This is a genomic window from Pseudomonas sp. S34 (genome assembly GCF_009866745.1).
Taxonomy (GTDB): domain Bacteria; phylum Pseudomonadota; class Gammaproteobacteria; order Pseudomonadales; family Pseudomonadaceae; genus Aquipseudomonas; species Aquipseudomonas jessenii.
The window spans coordinates 1,179,561-1,201,913 of sequence record NZ_CP019398.1 but is presented as its reverse complement, the minus strand read 5'-3'; the positions used below and the strand labels follow the sequence as shown (position 1 = coordinate 1,201,913).

Sequence of the window (22,353 nt, the reverse complement as noted above, 5' to 3'; positions counted from 1 at the left end):
GGGGCAAGCCCCCTCGCCACAAAAGCTCGCTCCTACAGGGGATCTATGTGATGGTTAGATCTCGCGCCACATGTGAATCTTGTCGAAGTAATCCTCGCCCACCCGCACGGCCATCGGCTCCAGGCCAAACTGGATGAAGCCGCAGCGCTGGTAGAGGTTGAACGCGGCATCGTTGCCGGCTGTGACGGTCAACTGGATCAGGCGCAAACCCGCATGGTTCTGCGCCTGGGCCAATGCCGCCTGAACCAGTTGATAGCCGAGCCCACGCTGGCGGACCTTGGCGGTCACGTACATGCCAAACAGTGTCACCTTGTGCCGGGCCTTTTCCCGAGGCTCGAACGCGAGGCCGACAATGCCGGCCAACCGGCCCTCTTCGAACGCCCCGAGCACCACGTCCAGCTTGCCGGTCAGGCGCGACTCCCACCAACTCAGCGGCATCGCCGCCCGCTCACGCACGCTCGAGGTAAAGGCCTGCGGGTGCAGGTCGTAGGCTTCGAGCATCAGCGCCCGGTAGTCCAGGGCATGGCTGGCATCAAGTCGTTCGATCCACATCCTCAGGCCATCCGTTTTTGCTCAAGCATCAGCCGCAGCGCCAGCCCCGACAATACAAAGCCCATGAAGTAGCGCTGCATCGCCAGCCAGGTCGGATTGTTGACGAACCACGAGGCGATGCCCGCGGCAAACATGGCGATCAGCAGGTTGACGCAGAAACTGACGCTGATCTGGGTCAGGCCGAGGATGATGCTCTGGGTGAACACCGAACCGTGCTCCGGCGTGATGAACTGCGGAAACACCGACAGATAGAACACCGCGATTTTCGGGTTCAGGGCGCTGGTCAGAAAGCCCATGGTGATCAGCTTGCGCGACGAATCCGGGGGCAACTGCTGTGCCTCGAACGGCGAGCGCGCACCGGGTTTGACCGCCTGCCAGGCCAGCCACAACAGGTACAGCGCACCGGCCCACTTCAACACCTCATAAGCCATCGGCACCGCCAGGAACACTGCAGTCAAACCCGCGGCGGCGGCAAACAGGTGCACGAAGAATCCGGCGACCACCCCAAGCAGCGAGATCACCCCGGCCTTGCGCCCCTGGCAGATCGAACGGGAGATCAGGTAGATCATGTTCGGCCCCGGTGTCACTACCATCAGCAACGCGGCAGCAGCAAAAATCAGCAGGTCTTGAAGCGGGATCATGGGCGAGGTCCTTTGCGTAATGATCAGGCGATCGCGGTCAGCGATGCTCGATAAAACGGCAGAATCAGGTCCCGTGTCAACGGCGCCAGGCTGACATCGCCATCGGTGGCCGGGTCGATCCAGAGCACCTCTTCGATCTCCGCCGCCGGGGTGACGTCGCCATGAATATTCAGTTGAAAGAGCTCGGCGTGTACGACAAACCCCGGTTCGTTGGCGGCCGGTGCCGAGAAGTGACCCAGGTAAACGGCCTGCGCCGGGTCGATGTCCAGACCCAGCTCTTCTTCCAGCTCCCGGGCCAGGGCGTGGACCGGCAATTCATGGGGCTCGATCTTGCCACCCGGCTGCATGAACGCCGTGGTGCCGCGCTTGCGCACCAGCAACGTGCGGCCGTCCGGGCCGATCAACAGGGCGGCGGCGATGCGGATGACCCTGGAATGATTGAGTGAAACATTTATCGAAGAAGACATCGCTGACCACAGGTCCATGTTGAGGGATGCACAGAATCCCATGCCTTCAAAACTCGGCCAAGAGTGAATCCAGAACTCTCCGCCAAAAAGCCCGGAAATTTCCCACGAGCGCCTTTGGTAGCGTGCTCTGCCGACCTTCACCGGTCAATCGCCCTGCGCCGCCACTGGAACGACTCGCATGTCTGACATCTCAACGCTGAAAGAAAAAATCAACACCAAGACGTTTCCTCTTCTTCTGCTGGGAACCTTGTCTGCCGGGCTCTATACAAATGTCTGGATGTACAAAACCATCACGGCACTTGAGGAGGTCACTCACATCAAGACAATGAGTCCGGCTTTATTTGCCTTCTACCTGATCATCATTGGTTCTATCGGAACTCTAGTCTCGGTACCTCACTACTATGCATTCGCCCTTATAGGTGTTCTGTTCGTACTGTATTTACTGCTGACCCTGCTCTGGTGTTTCCGTGTACGAAGGGTGTTAAGGGCATATGCCTTGGCTGAACACAACTTCGAACTGCGCATGAATCTGGTCTATACCGGACTTTTCACCTTCTATTACATCAACTACTGCATCAATGCCCTTCCCCGTGACAAGCAAAAACACGAGGAAAAAACCGGCTAATACAACAAGCCACTCATGCTTGAGACAAAGAAGGCGAACATCCTTGAGGATGTTCGCCTTTTTTGCAGTGTGACCAGCTCATAAGCTGTTCGCTTGCACCGCTTCCTGGAAATCCATCTTCGCTGGCTGCCAACGGAAACCACCGGTCAACCCTGCCAGCTACACCACACCCATCTGTAAGCCGTGTCGTTGTCACGGCCGGCCAATTGGGCGAGTTCGACCTTCATGGGTATTCCTTGTTATGCGCCGGGCGGCAGAAAGATTGCCCGGTCGGTGTCTGTGCGCCAGTATGCGCAGCAAGCAACCGGGCGGGGAATTACGCCGCCGAGGTAATACGATAGGGGTAGATGCATGACACTCTCGTTGGACGACATCGCCTGGCACCGCTCGGTGGGGCAACTGATCGACGCCCTGGACAAGCCCAATTTCTGGACCCAGCTTGTACGCCTGCTGGACCAGTACGTGCCCTTCGACAGCTGGGTGGCGCTGCTTTTCAGTGCCGATCAGCGCCCCCAGGTGTTCGCCGAATGCCCCGGCGAAGACGGCAGCCCTGACCAGTTGTTCCAGGATTACCTGCGCGGCCTGTACCTGCTCGACCCCTTCTACATCGCCTGTCGCGAGCAATCGCGCACCGGGCTGTATCGCCTGTCGGAAGTGGCCCCGGAGCACTTTGAGCTGACTGAGTATTACCAGCGCTACTTTCGTCTGAATGTGGTGGCCGACGAAATCCAGTTCAATTGCCAGCTCGAAGGCGACCGCACGCTGTGCCTGTCCCTGGGCAGCACCCAGCGTTTCAGCGGCCAGCAGATCGCCTTGCTGTCGTTGATCCAGCCGTGGGTGCTCGGCCTGTTGCGCCAGCGTCTACCCTATGAAATCAACGAAGTCGTGGCCCTGTCCCCCGCACCGCCGCAAGCTGATTGGCGGGTACAACTGGAAGCCTCGGTGCAGCAACTCAAAGGCGCGCAGTTGACGGCCCGGGAGCTGGATGTCGGGCGATTGATGCTCAGCGGTTGCTCCAGTAAAGAAATCGCCCGCAAGCTGGAAATCTCGGTCGAAACCGTGAAAGTCCACAAGAAACATATGTACAGCAAGCTGGGGATCAAATCCCAGTCCGAGCTGTTTTCGATTTTTCTCCAGGCACAAAATGCCTGAATGCCCTGTGGAACGCTCTGCTTCTCTGTGGGAGCGGGCTTGCTCGCGAAAGCGGTATTTCATTCAGCATTCATGTTGGCTGACACACCGCTTTCGCGAGCAAGCCCGCTCCCACATTGATCTGTGCATAGCCAAATTCATTGAGTCCGAACCCAAGGAAACCGTATGAGCCTGTCACTCCTGAGCCGCTACGCCTTCTTTGCCGTCTGCGTGATCTTCACCCTCGCCAGCCTGCCGTTTCTTGAATACGACTGGCTCTGGCCAATTACCGCTGTCACTGCCGTCCTCAGCCTGATCGGCCTGTTCGACTTGCTGCAAAGTCCGCACGCAGTGCGGCGTAACTACCCGATCCTGGGCAATATCCGCTACCTGGTCGAAGGCATCCGCCCGGAAATCCGCCAGTACCTGCTCGAATCCGACAGCGACGCCCTGCCCTTCTCCCGGGCCCAGCGCTCGCTGGTCTACTCCCGGGCCAAGAATGAAACCGCCGACAAACCCTTCGGCACGCTGATTGATGTGTATCAGTCGGGTTTCGAATTCATCGGCCACTCCATGCGCCCCGCGCCCTTGAGCGACCCGAGCAGTTTCCGGGTGACGGTCGGCGGCCCGCAATGCACCCAGCCGTATTCGGCGTCGGTATTCAACATCTCGGCCATGAGTTTCGGCTCCCTCAGCGCCAACGCCATCCGTGCCTTGAACCAGGGTGCCAAGCTCGGCAATTTCGCCCATGACACCGGCGAAGGCAGCATCAGCCCCTATCACCGGGAAAACGGCGGCGACCTGACCTGGGAACTGGGCAGCGGTTACTTCGGCTGCCGCACCAGCGACGGCCGCTTCGACCCGGAACGCTTCGCGGCGCAAGCCCGGACGCCACAGGTACGGATGATCGAAATCAAGATGAGCCAGGGCGCCAAGCCCGGCCACGGCGGCATCCTGCCCAAACACAAGGTCACCAAAGAAATCGCCGAAACCCGCGGTATCCTGATGGGCGAGGACTGCGTGTCACCGTCGCGCCACACCGCGTTTTCCACGCCGATCGAAATGATGCATTTCATCGCGCAACTGCGTGAGTTGTCCGGCGGTAAACCGGTGGGCTTCAAGTTCTGCCTTGGCCATCCGTGGGAGTTCATGGGCATCGCCAAGGCCATGCTGGAAACCGGCATCCTCCCGGACTTCATCGTGGTGGACGGCAAGGAAGGCGGCACTGGCGCCGCGCCCGTGGAGTTCACCGACCACATCGGCGTGCCGATGCGCGAGGGCCTGTTGTTCGTGCACAACACCCTCGTTGGGCTGAACCTGCGAGACAAGATCAAACTCGGCGCCAGCGGCAAGATCGTCAGCGCCTTCGACATCGCCAGTGTGCTGGCCATCGGCGCCGACTGGGCCAACTCGGCGCGCGGCTTCATGTTCGCCATCGGCTGCATCCAGTCGCAGAGCTGCCACACCAACAAATGCCCGACTGGCGTCGCCACCCAGGACACCCTGCGCCAGCGCGCGCTGGTGGTACCGGACAAAGCCCAACGCGTGTTCAACTTCCACCGCAACACCCTCAAGGCCCTGGCGGAAATGCTCGCCGCCGCCGGCCTCGAACATCCATCGCAGTTGTCCGCCAAGCATCTGGTGCGACGTATGTCGGCAACCGAGATCAAGCTGTTCTCGCAGTTGCACGTGTTCCTCAAACCGGGTGAGTTGCTGACCGGCGAAGTGAACGGCGAGTTCTACTCGCGGATGTGGCAGATGGCCCGGGCCGATAGTTTCGAGCCCAGTGAAATAGCGGCGGCATAACCTCGCCACCCCGATCAGAATCGCGCGTCACCAGCGCAGTGTTTTGCTCGGGGCCGGTTCCTTCATCACGATAAAACCGTAATCGCCGATCAGGTAAATCCGGTAGAACCGGCTTTCGACCAACGCCGGATAGCCCTGATAGCCGACCCGCGTTGCATTACGCCGCTCCTGCTCCGCCACCACGTTGGTGATGCCCGCCTTCGGCAGATTTTCGGCCAGCATGTAAAAGTCGGTATTGAGCAAGTAGTGCAGCACCGGCAGCTGTTTGAATGAGCCTGCCGCCGCCACCAACCAATAGTCGGAATAACTCACCGAGAGGTAGATCCGTCTGGCCTCGCGCAGCGACTGATGGCTGGCGATGTCGTACGCAAGACCGGCCAGTGCCGTGGACGCAAAGGTTTTCTGCACCGTCAGCACCCGGCCATAAGCGAACGACAACGACAACATGGCCAGCAGGGGAATCATCAACAGCAGCGGCAACCGCTCATGGATCGACGCCAGCGCCAGATGCCCCAGGTAAAACAGCAATACCAGCAGCACGGCGAAGCCCATCAAGGTGCGGGCACCTTCGTTGAAGTCGCGGAAAAACAACGCGACACCGGACACCAGCAGCGTCACGACGGGCAAAGTCAGCAAACACATCAGGCCGATCAACAGCTTCTTCGGCCCGCTGTCCTGGCGCGCCGCTACGTTCAATCCCAACCGCACCGCCCCGGCTATCGCGAGCAACAGCAACCCGCCGGACACCCAGAGCCATCCGCCATGGAACAGCAGCACGACTTTTTCCAGGACCCGGCCAATGTTGATCTGGATCTGCAATGAGGGATGCGCCGTCCAATCGAGCAGCAATGTGCGGTTGGAGCCCATGAACGGATAAGCACTGACGCTGTAGATCAATCCGCCGAGGATGACCTGAGCGGCTTTCCAGCCCAGCAGGTCGCGCCATGGTACCGGGGTGGTTTTATCGTTGGCGGCCCTGAGCAACTCCAGGCAACACAGACCCAGGAACACGTTCAGGCTGACTTGATACAGCCCAAGCGCCAAGGCAATCAGGAACGACGGCACCAGCCACTGCACGCCGCGCCAAGGGTGGCGAAAGGTGATCGCGTAGATCACCGCCACCAGGCTCAGGGTCGTGGCGGGACCGTCGTATTGATAAGACAGGTTCTGCAGGAAGAACGGGTTGTACCAGAGCGGCAACAGCACCAGGCAGCAAGCAGCGGTGGGCTGACGGAAGTAATGGAACGTCAGGCTTGTCAACGCCGACGCCATGACCAGCGTGGCGATCAACAAGGGCAAGGGAAAGATGTTCGGCGCGGCATGGCTGAAGGTCAGCGCGTTGTAGAAAAACTGGGTGAAGAGTCGGCCCTGTTCGGCCCAGGCCATGCCCGCCGCCAGCGAGCGCCAGTTGTCATCGATGTAGGGATAATCGGCGAGGATCAACGGCAGGACATACACCAGGGTGGCGGCCAGAAAAAACCGCCAGACCTGATGCCGGCTGAGCTCGCGAACGAAGACGTCGCTGAACCGCCCCATTCTAACGCCCGCCCCGGTCTTTACCGCCGACGATGTCCTTGATCACATAACGCGGCCGGTGCTTGGCCTCGATATAGATGCGACCGATGTACTCGCCGAGGATGCCGATGCCGATCAGTTGCACGCCGCCCAGAAACAGGATCGCAGTCATCAGCGACGGATAACCGGGAACGCTGTTGCCGAAGAAAATCTTGTCCAGCACCATGTACACCGCATAGAGCACCGCGAAAATCGAAATGCCGCCACCGACGTAAGTCCACAAGCGCAGCGGCACGGTACTGAACGAGGTCACGCCTTCCAGGGCCAGGTTCCACAGTTTCCAGACATTGAACTTGCTGCTCCCCACCACCCTTCCCGGCCGCTCGAACTCCACCACCACGGTGTTGAACCCGGCCCACGACAGCACGCCTTTCATGAATAACTGGTGCTCCGGCAAGGAACGGATCACATCGACCACCTTGCGATCCATCAGCCGGAAGTCCCCGACGTTTTCCTCGATGCGGGTGTAGGCGATGCGATTGAGCACATGGTAGAAAATCGACGCGCTGTGGCGCCTGAGGTAGCCGTCGGCGGCCCGGCTGCGGCGCTTGGCGAGTACCACGTCGGCACCCTTTTGCCATTGCTCGATCAACAACGGAATGACGTTGATCGGGTCCTGCAGGTCGACATCCATGGGAATCACGGCATCGCCGCTGGCATGCTCCAGGCCGGCAAACAGTGCCGGTTCCTTGCCGAAGTTGCGCGAGAAATTGATCAGCATGACCTGATCATCCGCCTGGGCAAGTGCCATAGCCTGTTCGGCCGTGTTGTCGGAACTGCCGTCGTTGATGAACACGATCTCGACTTCGGTGTCGCCTAATCTCAACTCCCTTCGCACCGCCCGATAAAACAGGTTGATGGACTGCTCTTCGTTGAACACCGGGACAATGAGCGAGATTTTCATTGATCACGTCCGCGAAACACCACGTATTTGGAATATAGAAAACCGAACACCAGGCTCAACGCCGAAAACAGGACCACCGTGAGCAAGCCGTGCAATCGCCAGAGGTCACCCAGATGGCCGATACCCAGGCTCAGTGCCCCCATGCCCAAAAGAAACAGCAGATAACCCGCGACCGTGGCACTGGCGGCGAAGGTAAATTGCGCGTTCATGTAGAAGGAAAATGACGCGGCCACGCAGAAGGCGGCCAGGTTGCTGATCGCCTGACTGAGGCCGGCTGCCACGCTCAACAGGAAAAAGATCTGCCAGTGAATCAGGGTGTTGGCGACCCCGATCACCGTGTAACTGGACAACCCTTTCCACAACAGTCTCATGTGAGGCTCCCGTTTCAAGAACGTTGCACTTATTGATATTTGAGCCTGTTTACTGTCATAAATCGCAGGTCAAGCGGTCTTTCAGACCAGCGGTTGAGCCTTGGGGCAATGCCCGAGACATCCGGTAATATCCCGGTTTTGCAATTGCCCGCGAATCAGTCCACCCTGCGCGCCGCCGATTGGCGCGTGGCCTTTGCGCCAGCGGCCAATCCCATTTTTACCCGCTGTTACGAGCCTGCTGTCATGACCTTAGCGCGCGATCACCGGATCGACTTTTTTCGTGGTCTGGCACTGATCTTCATCTTTTGGGATCACGTGCCCCACAACCCTTTGGGGCAAATCACCCTGCGTAACTTCGGTTTCAGCGATGCAGCCGAGGTCTTCGTGTTTCTGGCAGGTTTCGCATCCGTATTGGCGTACGGCAAAGTCCTGGCGCGCGAAGGTTTTCTGATCGCCTGCGTAAAAATCCTGCGCCGGGCGTGGGTGCTTTACGTGGTGCATATCTTCCTGCTGGCGATGCTGATGGGCATTGTGTTTTTCGCCAACAGCCACGTGGAAACACGGGATCTGGTGGAAGAAATGGGCATGCATCACTTCATCAGCAACCCGCAGCAGGCCCTGATCGATGAACTGCTGTTGCGCTTCAAGCCGAACCTGATGGACCCGTTGCCGCTGTACATCGTGCTGTTGGCGGGCTTGCCCCTGGTGCTGCCGCTGCTGGTGCGCAAGGCCTGGGTGGTGGTCTCGATGTCATTGGCGCTGTACCTGATGGTGCCGCTGGCTGGCTGGAACCTGGCGGCCATCAAGGACGGCGTGTGGTATTTCAACCCGGTCGCCTGGCAGCTGCTGTTCGTACTCGGCGGTGCCGCTGCGATTCACAGCCAGCGCCCGCGCCCGCCCCAGACCCGCCCATTGGTTCGCCAGCCGTTGTTTGTCGGTGCGGCGCTGTATGTCGTGGTCGCGGGTGTGTTGACCGTGCTGTGGCGTTGGCCGGACCTACACGATGCCGTGGTGCCGGCGAGCCTGCAAAACATCCTGTACCCCATCAGCAAGACCGACCTTTCCCCCGTGCGCCTGCTGCATTTTCTCGCACTGGCCTACGTCACGGCGAAACTGATTCCCGACAGCGGATGGACACAAAACTGGCTCGCGCAGCAAAGTTGCCGCATGGGCCGTTTCTCGCTGGAGATTTTCTGTCTGGGCGTGCTGCTGGCGCCATTGGCGGACATGGTCAATGCGTTGACCGACGATGCTTTTGCCATGCAGATCTTCACGGCGTTGGTGGGTGCCGGGTTGATGGCGTTGCTGGCAACCTGGCTTGAGTTCAACAAGCGGTTGACTGGTCCAAAGCAGGTGGTAGTCGCTTGACTGATACCTGTGGCGAGGGGGCTTGCCCCCGTTCGGCTGCGAAGCAGTCGCAAATCCGATATTTGCGGTGTGTCTGGCACAACTTTAGGGCCTGATCTAGGGACTGCTTTGCAGTCCAACGGGGGTAAGCCCCCTCGCCACAAAAGCCCCGGTTCGCAGATAAATGACTTTCAACAAAAAGCCCCGGCCAATCGACCGGGGCTTTGGCTTTTCAAGCGTTACAACTTACGAAGCCGAACGCACCGCACCTTGCGAAACATTGGTCGGTTGCAGCTTGAACACGTAGAACAGCACCGTCAGCAGCACCAGGAACGCAGGCCCCACATACAGCGCCACGCGGGTGTCCGGGAAGTACGCCATCAGGCCGACCACCAGCACCAGGAACGCCAGCGCCAGGTACGAACTGACCGGGTACAGCCACATGCGATATTTCAGGCCGGCCGCTTCGCTGGCGCTCAGGCCTTTGCGGAATTTCAGCTGGGCCAGCAGGATCATCACCCAGGTCCAGATCGCGCCGAAGGTGGCAATTGCCGTCACCCAGACAAATACCTTTTCCGGCACCAGATAGTTCAGCAGTACGCCCAACAGCAACGCGCCAATCGACAGCAGCAATGCACGACGCGGCACGCCGTTGTTCGAGGTCTTGGCAAAGCCCGCCGGAGCCTGGCCGTTCTGCGCCAGGCTGTAGAGCATGCGCCCGGTGCTGAAGATGCCACCGTTGCAGGACGACAACGCCGCGGTGATCACCACGAAGTTGATGATGCCGGCGGCGGTCTTGATGCCCAGCCGCTCGAACGTCATCACGAACGGGCTGCCCTGGGTGCCGATTTCGTTCCAAGGGTAGATCGACAGAATCACGAACAGCGCACCGACGTAGAACAGCAGGATGCGCCAGAACACCGAGCCGATCGCGTTCGGAATGGTCTTCTGCGGGTTCTTCGCTTCACCGGCGGTCAGGCCGATCATCTCCACGCCCAGGTAGGCGAACATCACCATTTGCAGCGACATCAACACACCCTGTACACCGTTGGGCATGAAGCCGCCATGGGTCCACAGGTTGGAAATACCCAGGGCCACGCCGTCGTTGCCGAAACCGAAGGCGATGATGCCGATGCCGCCGAGCACCATCGCAATGATGGTGACGATCTTGATCAAGGCAAACCAGAACTCGAACTCACCGAAGGCCTTGACCGCGATCAGGTTGATCGAGCCCATGCTGATCAACGCAGCGAGCGCCCAGATCCAGCGTGGTACATCGGGGAACCAGATACCCATGTACACCGCCACGGCAGTGATTTCCGCGACGCAGGTCACCAGCCACAGGAACCAGTAGTTCCAGCCGGTCAGGAAGCCCGCCAGCGGGCCGAGGTAGTCTTGGGCGTAACGGCTGAACGAGCCGGCGACCGGATTGTGCACGGCCATCTCACCGAGAGCGCGCATGATCACCAGGATCGCCAGACCGCCAATGATGTAAGACAGCATGATGGCCGGACCGGCCATTTCAATGGCCTTGGCCGAGCCCAGGAACAGGCCGACACCGATACAGGCACCGAGTGCCATCAGGCGAATATGCCGCTCGCCGAGTTCACGTTTGAGCGGACCGCCCTGAGCGGTCTCGCCTTGGGGCAGGTGATTGCCTACGGGCATGGGGGACAACCTCGTCTTGTTATTGGATATGACCACCGAGTGGCGAAGCGCTGACCGATAAGCCACCGCGTCCCGAACCGGTTCTGCTTCGTGGGCAGAGTCGTCTTGTAGGAAAAACCCGCAAGATCAGTGGGAAAAACGGCGCCGAGTATTGCACAACAATGGTGCATCGTCATGCCCCTGCCAAAGTCGTACTTACCCTCGAAAAGGCTCTACGTCAGCCATTACAGACCGCCCCCTTCTCCAGGTGCGATCACAACTGTGGCGAGGGGGCTCGCCCCCGTTGCGCTGCGAAGCGGCGCTAAAACCTGCGGCTCGTGATTGTCTGGCACACCGACTGCTTCGCAGTCCAACGGGGGCAAGCCCCCTCGCCACAAAAACAACAACAGCTTTCTCACGCCGTCATTCCTTCACAGGTATCAGAGCTTTCACTCAACACATGCAGATCTACCCTGGACAACCGGGTACTAGCCTTGAATGTGCAATTGATATCCTCAAGGGAAGCAATGGAATGCCAACTCAACCCAACTCCCACCGCTTGCGTCTGGGCCGATATTCCGAGAGCGGTCGGGCATATCTCATCACCGCCGTTGTTCATGGTCGCCAACCGATCTTTTCGGATTGGCATTTGGGACGCTTACTTGTTTCAGAACTACGTCGAGCTCATGAAACCAACGTAGTGAACTCCATCGCATGGGTGGTCATGCCCGATCACTTTCATTGGCTGATGCAGTTGGAGGAAGGCAATCTTGGGCGTGTCATCGGTGCCATCAAGTCACGTTGCACCCGTGAAGTGAACGAAATCACTGGCCGCCGTGGCCCACTCTGGCAAACCGGCTACCACGACCGGGCCATTCGCGATGGAGAAGATCTTCTGCCGTTCGCTCGCTACATCGTTGCCAATCCACTCAGGGCGGGACTTGTGGATAAAATTGGCGACTACCCGCTCTGGGATGCGTGCTGGCTGTAAACAGGCAGTCCATACGCCGAGCGTTTTGTGGCGAGGGGGCTTGCCCCCGTTGGACTGCGAAGCAGGCCCCTCAATCGGCAACCACTGTTGTATCAGACACACCGCAAATACCGGATTTACGACTGCTTTGCAGCCGAACGGGGGCAAGCCCCCTCGCCACAAGTGCTTCAATCAGCCTGATTATCGGTGCGTCCGTGCATCATTTTGCCCTTCACATTTTCTTCACCCTCGCCAACCACCGTCTAAGCTTGAGTCAAGTCCGATCAATCTGCGTGAATGGATCAGTCGACTATGGGCGCTTTGTGGCAAACCGATTCGAGTAAAACCGTGGTTCCGAATGAAAGTGAGGATGAAGCGCCGTTACCTGAAAAACCCCGTCGTTCCAGACACGGATGGGGGGCGTTCTGGCTATTGCTGTTGATTATCGCGATTGTCGTGGGGCTGGCCGCCATGAGGGAGATGCGCACCTCGAAGTTCCAGGCCCGGGAAGTCAGCAAATACGCCGCGTCACTGAGCTATGAGCTCAAACCCGGCCCCAGCGATGCGATTCGCTATCCGGGGGAAGGTCCATTCGATCGGCGCCTGGGCTACAGCTCATTGGGTGAGTTCCTGCCGCGCCTGATCAAGCGCAATTTCATCGTTGAGGCGCAAACCCGCTTTTCTCCGGCGTTGCTGAAGTACAGCGACAAGGGCCTGTTCGTGCCTTATGCCGAGAAAATCCAGGCCGGGCTGTCGATCACCGACTGCCGCGCAGCGCCGCTGTACCAGTACCACTATCCGCAGCAGCTTTATTCAACCTTTGACTCGATCCCGCCGGTGGTGGTCAACAGCCTGCTGTTCATCGAAAACCGCTTCCTGCTCGACCCCAGGCAACCGCTGGCCAACCCGGCGGTGGACTGGCCGCGGTTCGGCATGGCGGCCTGGTCCCAGTTGGCGAAGATGTTGCACGTGCCCGGCCAATCCGCCGGTGGCAGTACCCTGGCCACGCAGTTGGAGAAGTATCGGCATTCCCCCGATGGCTTGACGGTCAATGGCGCGGAAAAGATTCGTCAGATGGTTTCCGCCACCGTACGCGCCTATCAGGCCGGGCCACAAACCCTCGAAATCCGGCAGAACGTGGTTCGTGACTACCTCAACAGCGTGCCGTTGTCAGCTGTACCGGGCCACGGTGAAGTGCACGGCATGGCTGAAGGGTTGCGCGTGTGGTACGGCTCCGACTTCAAACAGGCCAACGAAGCGCTGTCCAGCACCGCTACGGATCCAAAAACCATGGCGGAAAAAGGCCTGGCCCTGCGTGAAATGCTGTCGTTGATGATTGCCCAGCGCCGCCCGTCGCACTACCTGACCAAGGGTCACGATGAACTGGCCGACCTCACCGACAGCCATATACGCCTGCTGGCACAAAACCATGTGATCGACGCCGAGTTCGCCGCCGCCGCCCTGGCCAGCAAAGTGATCTACCGCGACTGGGCCACCCAGCCGACCATTCAACCGATTGAAACCAACAAGGGCATCAGTGTCGCGCGCAGCCGTCTGGCCGGCATGCTCAATCGTCCGCTGTATGACCTCGACCGCCTTGACCTCTCCGCCACCAGCACCCTGCAAGGCCAGTTGCAAAGCGAGGCCACCGAGTACCTGAAAAAACTGGCCGACCCTGAATTTGCCACGCAAATCGGCCTGATCGGCGAACGCCTCCTGACCACCACCAGCACCACCCAGGTACGCTACAGCTTCACCTTGTTCGAACTGACCCCGGACGGCTCGCGGGTGCGGGTGCAGACCGACAGCACCGACCAGCCATTCGACATCAACGAAGGCAGCAAACTGGAACTGGGCTCCACCGCGAAAATGCGTGTGCTGACCACCTACCTGCAAATCATCGCCGAGTTGCACGACAAATACGCCGGCATGGCCGTTGCGGAGCTGAAGAAAGTCGACGTGCCGGACCAGGATCGCCTGAGCCGCTGGGCGGTCGACTACCTGATCGAGAACAAGGACCGCGATCTGCAAAAAATGCTCGGCGCCGCCCTGGACCGCAAATACTCCGCCGGCCCCGGCGAGGCGTTTTTCACCGGGGGTGGCCTGCACACGTTCCACAACTTCCGCAAGGAAGACAACGGCCGGATACCGCCCCTGCGCGACGCCCTGCGCGAATCGATCAACCTGCCGTTCATTCGCCTGATGCGTGACCTGGTGCGCTACACCACCTACTCCGGCCCGAACAGCAGTGCCGAACTGCTCAAGGATGACCGCAACCCGCGGCGTCAGGAGTACCTGGCCGAATTCGCCGACCGCGAGGGCACTTCGTTCCTGCTCAAGTTCTGGAAGAAATACAAGAACAAGGACACCCAGGACCGCCTCGACACCTTCCTCGACAGCATGCGCCCGACCCCGATCCGCATGGCCGCCGTGCACCGCTACCTGCTGCCGCAGGCCAGCCAGGAAAGCTTCAACGCCTTTGTGCGCTCGCACCTCAAGGGCGCCAAGCTCACGGAAAAGCTCACCGACGAACGTCTTGTGCGGCTCTACGAGGCCTACGGTCCAGGCTCCTACGACTTGCCGGACCAGGGTTTCATTGCCAAGGTCCACCCCCTGGACCTGTGGCTGATGGGCTACCTGCTCAATCACCCCGACGCCAAGTGGGGCGACATCGTCAAAGCCAGCCAGTTCGAGCGCCAGGAGGTCTATAGCTGGCTGTTCAAAAGCCGGCACAAGGGCGCCCGCGACAGTCGCATCCGCACCATGCTGGAGATCGAAGCGTTCCTCGACATCCACCAGCGCTGGCAGAAAGTCGGCTATCCGTTCGACCACCTGGTACCGTCGCTGGCCACCGCCATCGGCAGCTCCGGCGACCGTCCCGCAGCCCTGGCCGAATTGATCGGCACCATCCTCAACGATGGCGTGCGCATGCCGACCCTGCGCATTGACAGCCTGCATTTTGCCGCGAACACCCCCTTTGAAACCCAACTGATCAATGACCCGGACGTCGGCAAACGGGTGATGCCGTCCGAAGTAGCCACCGCCATGCGCGAGGCCCTGTCGCAAGTGGTCGACGCCGGTACCGCCAAACGCGTGGCCGGCAGTTTCAAACTGCCCGACGGCAGCCCGCTGGCGATGGGAGGCAAGACCGGTACCGGCGACAACCGCATCGAGGCCATCGGGTCCGGTGGGCGAATCTTGAGTTCCAAATCGCTCAACCGCACGGCGACCTTCGTGTTCTACATAGGCGATCACCATTTCGGCACCCTGACGGCGTTCGTGCCAGGCCGCTCGGCGGAAAGCTTTACCTTCACCTCGGCGTTACCCGTGCAGGTGCTCAAGGGCATGGCGCCGATCCTGACGCCGTACCTGCAACCGGGCACCCATACGATGTGCCAGCCAACCGAGGTGACGGCGGGCCGCTGAGCGGGCTCAACGAATTGGAACGATGGCGGTAGATATGTATTTTTCACTCTTGAATTTTGCGAGGCGGGAGGTGGCAACAACTCCGATTCAAACCAATTTTTGCGCTTTTATTGGGCAACATGCTTACCTAGTCTGGTCGTCCCCGGTACTGATCAAAGGACGATCAAACAATGCCCATTACCCCCTCGGCGATTCAAGGATCAGACCCGATCGCCATCGCCCCATTCGATAAAAGCGTCCACTACCAACAGGTCAGGAAGGCGATTCCTTCCTGGTTGCTGAACACCTCTCCATCCCGTGTCGATGCGCTGAAATCCAGCAGGCTGACGCTGCCCGACTGGCACAGGACCGCGTCGACAACCGCTCACCGCAAGTTGAAACAAGCCGTCCAGCTCAGCTGGACCTCGCAGAACACCTTGGATCAGGCTCTACGCGATCTGCTGGATATTTCCACCTTTGCCAAACCCCTGCTGCAACAAGCGCTGAGGGACCGCTTCGGCGTCGAAGACGATGTCGAGGAAACCTGGCTGCGCCTGTATGCCCCGGCGAAGACGGCCTGGTGGGTGCATGACTTTTCCGCAGGAACCACCAGCCGTACCATCTCGCTGCTGGATGCCGCCCTGCACAATTTTTCCCGGGACGAAGCGTTCACCCAGGACTCCGAGTTCATCACCCGCCCCGACGCACGCGGGCATTTCAACGTCAAACACCTCAAGCACAAACTGAGCATCGAGCAGTTCAAGTCTGTGTGTCGCGAACTGGACATCGGCGCCCGCTATCAACAGCACCTGCAAGACACTTTAAAGCCGAGCGACAAAGCGGCGAGCAATGTCCTGCGCCACAAAGTCATTCTCAGCCAGAAAAGCGCACTGAATGTCGCCGCGCAAATGGCCCTGATGAAGCACGACATCGACCAGGAAGCCTTCGACGTAGTGCAAGGCATGCTCGAGGATCGTTCGCGGCTGAAGTGGAACGGCAAACCTGTCGACTATCACAACCTGGCAATGATGGACACGCGCCTGAACGGCATCATCCTGATCACCACCGATACCACCAGCGCCACCGCCCCGACCCCGGTGATTGCCTATGTTCCCCATGATCCGCTGCACCCGCTCAAGCAATACACCTCCTCACTGGAATTCATGGCTGAACTGACGCGCCAGTTGCGAGATGGCGCATCCGCCAACAGCTATCAACAGTTCTTCAGCCAGTTCGTGCCCCATGAGCAACGCGGGCATTTTTTCGCCGGGTTGAACGCGCGTCTGAGCACGGTGAAATGGCAACCGGCGCCAGCAGGTTCCAACTTGCCGAGCTGGCGTGAAACGCCTGTGGATAAACCCGATCTGCAATTCAGTGTGTCGAGCATCAAGACCGACCGAGAGACGATCTTCAATAACGATCTGTGGGGCTACCGCTACCGGCAGACCCTCAACAAGGTTTTCAACGACGCCCGGGAAATCGCCATCTCCACCGAATACGCCGACCGCATGGCCCGCTGGGCCTGGTGGGACAACCTGGAAAAAATACTCTCGGACATCCTCAACATTGCCTTGCAGGTGGCGACACAGTTGGTGCCTGGACTGGGCCAACTGATGCTGGCGTACACGGCCTATCAAATGACCGAAGGCGTGGTCGAGGGCCTTGTCGACCTGGCCGAGGGACGCCTGGCCGAGGCCGCTGAGCAGATCCTCGGCGTGCTGGAAAGCGTCGTCCAGTTGGGCGCGTTCGCGGCGGGAGGCGCCGTCGGCAATGTTGCACAGACGAAGCTTTCGCCGTTTTTCGAAGGCTTGAAACCGGTGCAATTGGCCAACGGTGAAGCGCGTTTGTGGAACCCTGACCTCAGCCCCTATGAACGCGCCGATGTGGCGTTGCCCGCGGACGCCCAGCCTGATGACCAAGGCATTCACCAGTATCAGGGCCGGCGCATAGTGCGCCTGAACGATCAACACTTCGAAGTGCTGCAAGACCCGGTCACAGGGCAACAACGCATCCGCCATCCGCAGCGTTTCGACGCTTACGCACCGACCCTGCGCCACAATGGCCGTGGGGCATGGGTCTGCGAAACGGAAAACCCGCGGGAGTGGGAAGGTTCGACCCTGATGCGCCGACTCGGCCACAGCACCGATGGTTTCAACGATGAACAACTGGAGCAGATTCGCCAGATCAGCGGCACCGATGAGGCCGAGCTGCGCAGGGTGCATGTTGAAAGCGCCCCGCCGCCACCGCTGCTGACCGACACCCTGCAACGCCTGGCTTCACCGGCCATTGCACCCGCTGTGTTGTCCCCTGAGATTGCGCCGCTGTTCAGCGAATTCCCGGAGCTGCCCGCGACCGTTGCGGAACACATCGTCGAAGGGGCCAGTGCCACGGAAGACCAGCACATCACCCAGAAAAAACGCCTGCCCCTGCGCCTGAAAACCCAGGCCCGTGAGCTGCAATTCGAGACCCGGGCGGTGCGGGCGGCCCAGGGTTTGTACCCGAGCGCGTCAATCACGCCCGAGACCGAGCGCCTGGTGCTGGGCACTTTGCGCTTTAACACCGATACCTTCGGCGACCTGCGCCTCGAAATTCGTCAGGGCACATTCGATGGCGAGTTGCGTTACAGCGTCGGCCCCGATGACGCCACGCGGGTGCGGGTGTTGATTCGCGATGATGCCGGGCAATATCAGGTGCGTGATGGCGAGGATCAGCCGATCCACGAAGCCGATGACTTTTTCGAAGCTGTCCTGCAGGCCACGCAGGAGAATGGAAAAAACAGCCTGGGCTACAAACCGGGGGATGCTGAACTGCTCAGGGAATGGGTCATGGTCAAATCGGCATCACCGAGCGAACGCCGCACCGTACTCGCCGACCCGCCCGTTCGCCCGGTGGCCGAGCATGAAACGATGCTGCTGGTGCGTGGAGGCGGACTCAGCAAGGAAGGCAAAACACTGCACGAACGCATTCGGGATCTGCATCCGCATTTCAGCGAGGCTGAAGTCGACAACTTCGCCACTGCCCTGACCGCAGAGGGCGAGCCGCTGAAGCTACTGGAGGAACAGGAAAACGATCTCAACCAGTTGCGCAATCTCATCGATTTGTGGGAGGCGCAGTCCGCCGGGCTGGATGCCGATAATCCGATTCCTTTGCGCAGTGTTAAACGACACATTGCCGAGCGTTTACTCGCCTGTTTCGAACGAAAAAATACCGAGCTCGGCAGCCGCACCGAACTTCATGGCTATGCGCTGGATTTATCAAGGGAACTGCTTCCGATAGATCTGGAGTCCGAATGGCCGAAACGACCGCAACTGAAAAGGTTTCTGGACAAGGTCACCATCCTGAAACTCGATAACACACTGTTTTCCGCCAAGGCGAATGGCTTACTGAAAGATTTCCCCCACCTGCGCGAACTCAGCGCCAATCGCTGCTACCTGACGCAACTGCCGGAAAACATCGGCGCCATGCATCGGCTCGAACGCCTGCGTTTGAGTAACAATCAAATCGCGCTGGACGCCGCCGCCGTCGAGCAACTCAAACCCCTGACCTTTCTGGAAATTCTGCGTCTGGACAAAAATCCTCTGGGCAGGCCTGCCGACATCTCGCGAATGCCTCGGCTGAAGGTCGTCGGGCTGCGCAACACGGGCATTACTACCTGGCCCGAAGGTACGCTGAGCAAACCCAGGCCCCGCGGTTTTCTGCTGGATCTGCGGGACAATCCGATCAGCCTGATCCCCGAGGTGGTACCCGGCTCACCGCAGGCCTGGGTTGTGGCGCGCACCCGGCTGGACGTCGGCAACCTGTCGGATATCAACCAGGTTCACTATCAGGAGATTCGCCGCTCGGTGGCGCTGCCTCCGGAGCCCATCGTGCCCTACAACAGCCAGGCGGACTGGGTGGTCAATTCCAACTACAGCGCGGACCACTGGAACGACGTACCCGGCTGGGGTGTCGACCGGGCCAATCTCTGGTCAGAGCTGGTCGATGAACCCCAGGCCGAGCGCTTCCTGACCGTGTTGCTCGATACCCGCCTGAGCCGCGACTTCCAGGCCGGCGGCCCGGCCCGGGATCAACTGGTGCAACGTGTCTGGCGCATGCTCGATGCCGTCTACGTCGACACGCCTCTGCGGGAGAGGCTGTTCACCATGGCCGTCGCGCCGGTGGATTGCGCCGACGCCGGTGCGCAGTTGTTCAATCACATGGGCATTGATGTGCTCGCCTATGAGGCCCACGCGTATTCCACTGACCCGGTGCAGCTGGAGCAGAAGCTGGTGACCCTGGCCAAAGGCGCCGCACGGCTGGAACAGGTTAACGACATTGCCCGTGCCGATGTCGCCAGTCGTGGCGGCAACCCGGACGAAGTCGAGGTCTACCTGGCCTATCAGACCGGTTTGGCACAACGCCTCGACTTGCCCTGGCAATCGAAGGGCATACTGTTCCGGGCGGTGTCCGGCGTCACGGATGCAATGATCGATCAAGCCTATGACACGGTGCTGGCCCTGGGTGAAGGCGATGGTCTGGTCGACCGAATGCTCGAACAGGATTTTTGGCAAAACCATTTGAATGAACGCCATGCGACCGAAATGCAAGCCAACAAACGTCGCTATCAGGGCCTGTCGGATCAACTGGACACCTTGCGCGATACACAGCGCGAATGGGTCGAGTCGAAGTCGGAGGATCAGCGCGCCGCATTGCGCAGCCGGCTCAGGGAACTGATGAACGACCTGCCGGCGCCGGACACGGTGGTCTTTGCCGATGAGCCGTTCAGCGATGCAATTTTTGATCGCCTGCTGGTCGACCTGGGTGACGACGAGAAAGAACTGTCCAGGCACTTGACCCGTCAAGCCATGAAGCGCGCCGGCCAGTAAAAAGCCTAAACATGAGTGTCAGGCGGCATTGATGCTGGATGTGCCTGCCTCATCGTCGGATCGCCGCCCGGACCAAGCTCGCTCCCACAGGGGATCGGTGGTCGCCACAAGATCTGTGTACGACACCCATCCATTGTGGGGGCTGGCCTGCCAGCGATGGCGGCAGTCCCGGGCCTCAGACTTCGGAATCCCAGATCACGGTGACCTTGCCCCTGTAGAAAGGACCGGCACCCGGTTCGAGCATGAATGCCATTTGACTCTGGGGCACTTCAAAGTGCAGAACACCCGGCGCCCTGTCGACATAAAAACCCGGTTGGAAATACAGCGCGTTGGCCGCGCCCGTTCGCAAACGCATGTGCCTGACGGGTTGCCCGCTCATGTCGGTCAGGCCGTTCGGCAGGCTGGCGCTGACTTGTAGCACCACCTGGCGCTTGGACACGCGATCATCCAGGGCGCAATCGTTGCGATCAAAAGAGACGAACTCACACTCCAGCTGCATTTTGAAACGCGATGAGGCCGAGATGTTGAAGGTCTGGTCACGGAACAACCGCACCGGTCTGCGACCCGCCTGCAGCCAGCTTTGCCAGCCACCGGCCGGTACCAATTGGACGTTCTCGCCACCGGGCGGGATATCGACCTTGAGGGTGTGCTGAACGTCGAGGTTGAAGTTCATGGTCAACACCGGACTGCTCGGCAGCATGACATCGCCGAAATCGAAGTCGCCATTGGGGCCGACCGTGTAGGTCAGCGAACCTGTGTAATGGCCTGCCAGCATGCCCAATGGATTGGGTGTGACCAGTTCATAGGAAAAATCCAGATGGTCATAGCGCAACCACGGAACATTGAACTTCGCCTGTTTATCACACGCGGCCTGGACCGGTGTTTTCCAGAAAAAACCGTAGTAGTTGGTACCGTAGTAACCCACGCCACTGTAAAGACATGGCGGCGGAGAGTTCACCCAGCTCGATCCCCATAAGAGGTTGTGCGCAATCCGATAATCATCGGCGCCGCCCACCAACTGCATCACATCTTCCGTCACATGCCTGGAGCCCACACCCGTAATCCGCACCTTTACGGTCTCCACGTCCCCGGATTCGTGACGAACCATCAGCTCACGCCATTGCGCCGGCACCTTGAACGTTGCGCCCTGGCGCGGCGATGCATGGTTGGCCGGGATCGCGCGGCTAGACTCGAATCGAATCGGGACTTGCAGGCTGAACGTCTTGTTTTCGTCACATTGCCCCGGATACAGCTGACAGTAGCCACTGGGCGGCGTGGTGTTCTTGAATTGGTTGATGTGCGGATGAGACGAATCAGGCTTGAACAAGGCAGTGATTGAGACGTCTTGCGCCAACGCCTGGGGCATCAGCAGCCACACCATTAACAGGCTCCATAACCAGAAAAGCCTTCTTGAAAACAAAACACCTGCAACACTCATCTGCATCCATCTCCGAAAAGCCGCCCTGCTCCCTGGGTGGCGATATCCACTCGCTCCCACATTTTTGATCCCTGCCAAAAACGGATCAGGGTGCCGCGGCACTGAAAATCAACTGAACCGTGCCGTAATAAGTGCCCGGTTTATAACCACCGGCCGGCTCTTTCGGCTGGATTTCCAAAGCAAAGCGCCCGCCTGCCATGGCCTGCGCCGCCGACACCACTTCGCGCGGGGTCGCATCGTGGCTCAGCTCCTGGCCATTGAAGGTGACCCGCAAGTAGATGTTCTGGTCCTCCCGCCCGTTGAACAGATAGGGCTCGGCGTCCAGCCGCGCTTCGATCGCACTGGTGTCGTGCTTGACGTCGAAATTCTTGCGCAACCCTTCGAGCTTCGACGTGTTGCGATTCCACGGCAGGGTCTGTTCCAGATGAATCCAGTTCGTCTCGGCCGGTAGCACGTAAAAGCCCAGGGTCGGAATATCCGCCCACACTTCGAACGTGCGCTCTTCCCGTGCCGCGAAAGCCTGGGCACACGCCATCACGCCCACACAGAGGGCGAAGGCCGATTGCTTGATCATGTCAGTTACCTGTTGCGTAAAAGAAAGCGGCGAGT

Annotated in this window: 16 protein-coding genes; 7 read left to right on the top strand and 9 right to left on the bottom strand. The window is 59.6% G+C overall.

What is annotated here, in order from left to right; translation table 11 throughout:
- Positions 1–54 precede the first annotated feature (54 nt).
- From PspS34_RS05160 to PspS34_RS05150, 3 genes are read right to left on the bottom strand one after another with little or no spacing between them, the layout of a single operon-like run.
- Positions 55–552, bottom strand: coding sequence for a GNAT family N-acetyltransferase (locus PspS34_RS05160; protein ID WP_150815092.1), 498 nt, complete (start codon positions 550–552; stop codon positions 55–57).
- Positions 553–554: 2 nt separating this feature from the next.
- Positions 555–1,193, bottom strand: coding sequence for a LysE family translocator (locus tag PspS34_RS05155; RefSeq protein ID WP_057716232.1), 639 nt, complete (start codon positions 1,191–1,193; stop codon positions 555–557).
- Positions 1,194–1,216: 23 nt separating this feature from the next.
- Positions 1,217–1,660 carry an NUDIX domain-containing protein gene (locus PspS34_RS05150; RefSeq protein ID WP_150815093.1) on the bottom strand — a complete coding sequence of 148 codons (444 nt, stop codon included), beginning with the start codon at positions 1,658–1,660 and terminating at the stop codon, positions 1,217–1,219.
- Between the two features lie 178 nt (positions 1,661–1,838).
- Between PspS34_RS05150 and PspS34_RS05145 the strand changes: the two genes are divergently transcribed.
- The 3 genes from PspS34_RS05145 (at position 1,839) to PspS34_RS05135 (ending at position 5,222) form a co-directional block, all read left to right on the top strand.
- Complete coding sequence (locus PspS34_RS05145) at positions 1,839–2,285, top strand: hypothetical protein (protein ID WP_150815094.1); 447 nt, start codon at positions 1,839–1,841, stop codon at positions 2,283–2,285.
- Positions 2,286–2,636: 351 nt separating this feature from the next.
- On the top strand, positions 2,637–3,437 hold the full coding sequence (locus PspS34_RS05140) for a LuxR C-terminal-related transcriptional regulator (protein ID WP_090453302.1): 801 nt from the start codon (positions 2,637–2,639) through the stop codon (positions 3,435–3,437).
- Positions 3,438–3,602: 165 nt separating this feature from the next.
- Complete coding sequence (locus PspS34_RS05135; protein ID WP_090453300.1) at positions 3,603–5,222, top strand: FMN-binding glutamate synthase family protein; 1,620 nt, start codon at positions 3,603–3,605, stop codon at positions 5,220–5,222.
- Positions 5,223–5,249: 27 nt separating this feature from the next.
- Here the strand turns inward: PspS34_RS05135 and PspS34_RS05130 are convergent, their stop codons facing one another.
- Genes PspS34_RS05130 through PspS34_RS05120 form a run of 3 tightly spaced genes read right to left on the bottom strand, consistent with a single transcriptional unit; the run spans position 5,250 to position 8,072 of the window.
- Entirely contained in the window at positions 5,250–6,758 is a 1,509-nt protein-coding gene (locus PspS34_RS05130; protein ID WP_154861730.1) for a glucosyltransferase domain-containing protein, read from the bottom strand.
- Between the two features lies 1 nt (position 6,759).
- Positions 6,760–7,701, bottom strand: a complete 942-nt coding sequence (locus tag PspS34_RS05125) for a glycosyltransferase family 2 protein (RefSeq protein WP_150815097.1) — start codon at positions 7,699–7,701, stop codon at positions 6,760–6,762.
- On the bottom strand, positions 7,698–8,072 hold the full coding sequence (locus PspS34_RS05120; RefSeq protein WP_057716240.1) for a GtrA family protein: 375 nt from the start codon (positions 8,070–8,072) through the stop codon (positions 7,698–7,700). The genes PspS34_RS05125 and PspS34_RS05120 overlap by 4 nt, the downstream gene beginning before the upstream one ends.
- Positions 8,073–8,315: 243 nt before the next feature.
- Between PspS34_RS05120 and PspS34_RS05115 the strand changes: the two genes are divergently transcribed.
- The gene (locus PspS34_RS05115; RefSeq protein WP_150815098.1) at positions 8,316–9,440 is read left to right on the top strand and encodes an OpgC domain-containing protein; all 1,125 of its coding nucleotides are present in this window, start codon (positions 8,316–8,318) and stop codon (positions 9,438–9,440) included.
- A 225-nt stretch (positions 9,441–9,665) separates the two neighbouring features.
- Here PspS34_RS05115 and PspS34_RS05110 read toward each other — a convergent pair whose 3' ends face one another.
- Positions 9,666–11,087 carry an amino acid permease gene (locus tag PspS34_RS05110; RefSeq protein WP_154861728.1) on the bottom strand — a complete coding sequence of 474 codons (1,422 nt, stop codon included), beginning with the start codon at positions 11,085–11,087 and terminating at the stop codon, positions 9,666–9,668.
- Between the two features lie 511 nt (positions 11,088–11,598).
- Here PspS34_RS05110 and PspS34_RS05105 point away from each other — a divergent pair.
- The 3 genes from PspS34_RS05105 (at position 11,599) to PspS34_RS05095 (ending at position 20,306) form a co-directional block, all read left to right on the top strand.
- Positions 11,599–12,057, top strand: coding sequence for a transposase (locus PspS34_RS05105; protein ID WP_150813662.1), 459 nt, complete (start codon positions 11,599–11,601; stop codon positions 12,055–12,057).
- A gap of 291 nt (positions 12,058–12,348) precedes the next feature.
- Positions 12,349–15,462, top strand: coding sequence for a transglycosylase domain-containing protein (locus tag PspS34_RS05100; protein WP_154861726.1), 3,114 nt, complete (start codon positions 12,349–12,351; stop codon positions 15,460–15,462).
- Positions 15,463–15,632: 170 nt separating this feature from the next.
- Entirely contained in the window at positions 15,633–20,306 is a 4,674-nt protein-coding gene (locus PspS34_RS05095; protein ID WP_154861724.1) for a DUF6543 domain-containing protein, read from the top strand.
- A 175-nt stretch (positions 20,307–20,481) separates the two neighbouring features.
- Here the strand turns inward: PspS34_RS05095 and PspS34_RS05090 are convergent, their stop codons facing one another.
- Both PspS34_RS05090 and PspS34_RS05085 read right to left on the bottom strand, forming a co-directional pair.
- On the bottom strand, positions 20,482–21,687 hold the full coding sequence (locus PspS34_RS05090) for a hypothetical protein (RefSeq protein WP_223509018.1): 1,206 nt from the start codon (positions 21,685–21,687) through the stop codon (positions 20,482–20,484).
- A 142-nt stretch (positions 21,688–21,829) separates the two neighbouring features.
- A complete protein-coding gene (locus PspS34_RS05085; RefSeq protein WP_154861722.1) occupies positions 21,830–22,318 on the bottom strand; it encodes a CS1 type fimbrial major subunit in 489 nt (162 codons plus the stop codon).
- Positions 22,319–22,353 lie beyond the last annotated feature (35 nt).

Coding starts and splice junctions, on each gene's coding strand:
- PspS34_RS05160 (WP_150815092.1), bottom strand. CDS start 552: ATGTGGATCGAACGACTTGATGCCAGCCATGCCCTGGACTACCGGGCG.
- PspS34_RS05155 (WP_057716232.1), bottom strand. CDS start 1,193: ATGATCCCGCTTCAAGACCTGCTGATTTTTGCTGCTGCCGCGTTGCTG.
- PspS34_RS05150 (WP_150815093.1), bottom strand. CDS start 1,660: ATGTCTTCTTCGATAAATGTTTCACTCAATCATTCCAGGGTCATCCGC.
- PspS34_RS05145 (WP_150815094.1), top strand. CDS start 1,839: ATGTCTGACATCTCAACGCTGAAAGAAAAAATCAACACCAAGACGTTT.
- PspS34_RS05140 (WP_090453302.1), top strand. CDS start 2,637: ATGACACTCTCGTTGGACGACATCGCCTGGCACCGCTCGGTGGGGCAA.
- PspS34_RS05135 (WP_090453300.1), top strand. CDS start 3,603: ATGAGCCTGTCACTCCTGAGCCGCTACGCCTTCTTTGCCGTCTGCGTG.
- PspS34_RS05130 (WP_154861730.1), bottom strand. CDS start 6,758: ATGGGGCGGTTCAGCGACGTCTTCGTTCGCGAGCTCAGCCGGCATCAG.
- PspS34_RS05125 (WP_150815097.1), bottom strand. CDS start 7,701: ATGAAAATCTCGCTCATTGTCCCGGTGTTCAACGAAGAGCAGTCCATC.
- PspS34_RS05120 (WP_057716240.1), bottom strand. CDS start 8,072: ATGAGACTGTTGTGGAAAGGGTTGTCCAGTTACACGGTGATCGGGGTC.
- PspS34_RS05115 (WP_150815098.1), top strand. CDS start 8,316: ATGACCTTAGCGCGCGATCACCGGATCGACTTTTTTCGTGGTCTGGCA.
- PspS34_RS05110 (WP_154861728.1), bottom strand. CDS start 11,087: ATGCCCGTAGGCAATCACCTGCCCCAAGGCGAGACCGCTCAGGGCGGT.
- PspS34_RS05105 (WP_150813662.1), top strand. CDS start 11,599: ATGCCAACTCAACCCAACTCCCACCGCTTGCGTCTGGGCCGATATTCC.
- PspS34_RS05100 (WP_154861726.1), top strand. CDS start 12,349: ATGGGCGCTTTGTGGCAAACCGATTCGAGTAAAACCGTGGTTCCGAAT.
- PspS34_RS05095 (WP_154861724.1), top strand. CDS start 15,633: ATGCCCATTACCCCCTCGGCGATTCAAGGATCAGACCCGATCGCCATC.
- PspS34_RS05090 (WP_223509018.1), bottom strand. CDS start 21,687: ATGGTGTGGCTGCTGATGCCCCAGGCGTTGGCGCAAGACGTCTCAATC.
- PspS34_RS05085 (WP_154861722.1), bottom strand. CDS start 22,318: ATGATCAAGCAATCGGCCTTCGCCCTCTGTGTGGGCGTGATGGCGTGT.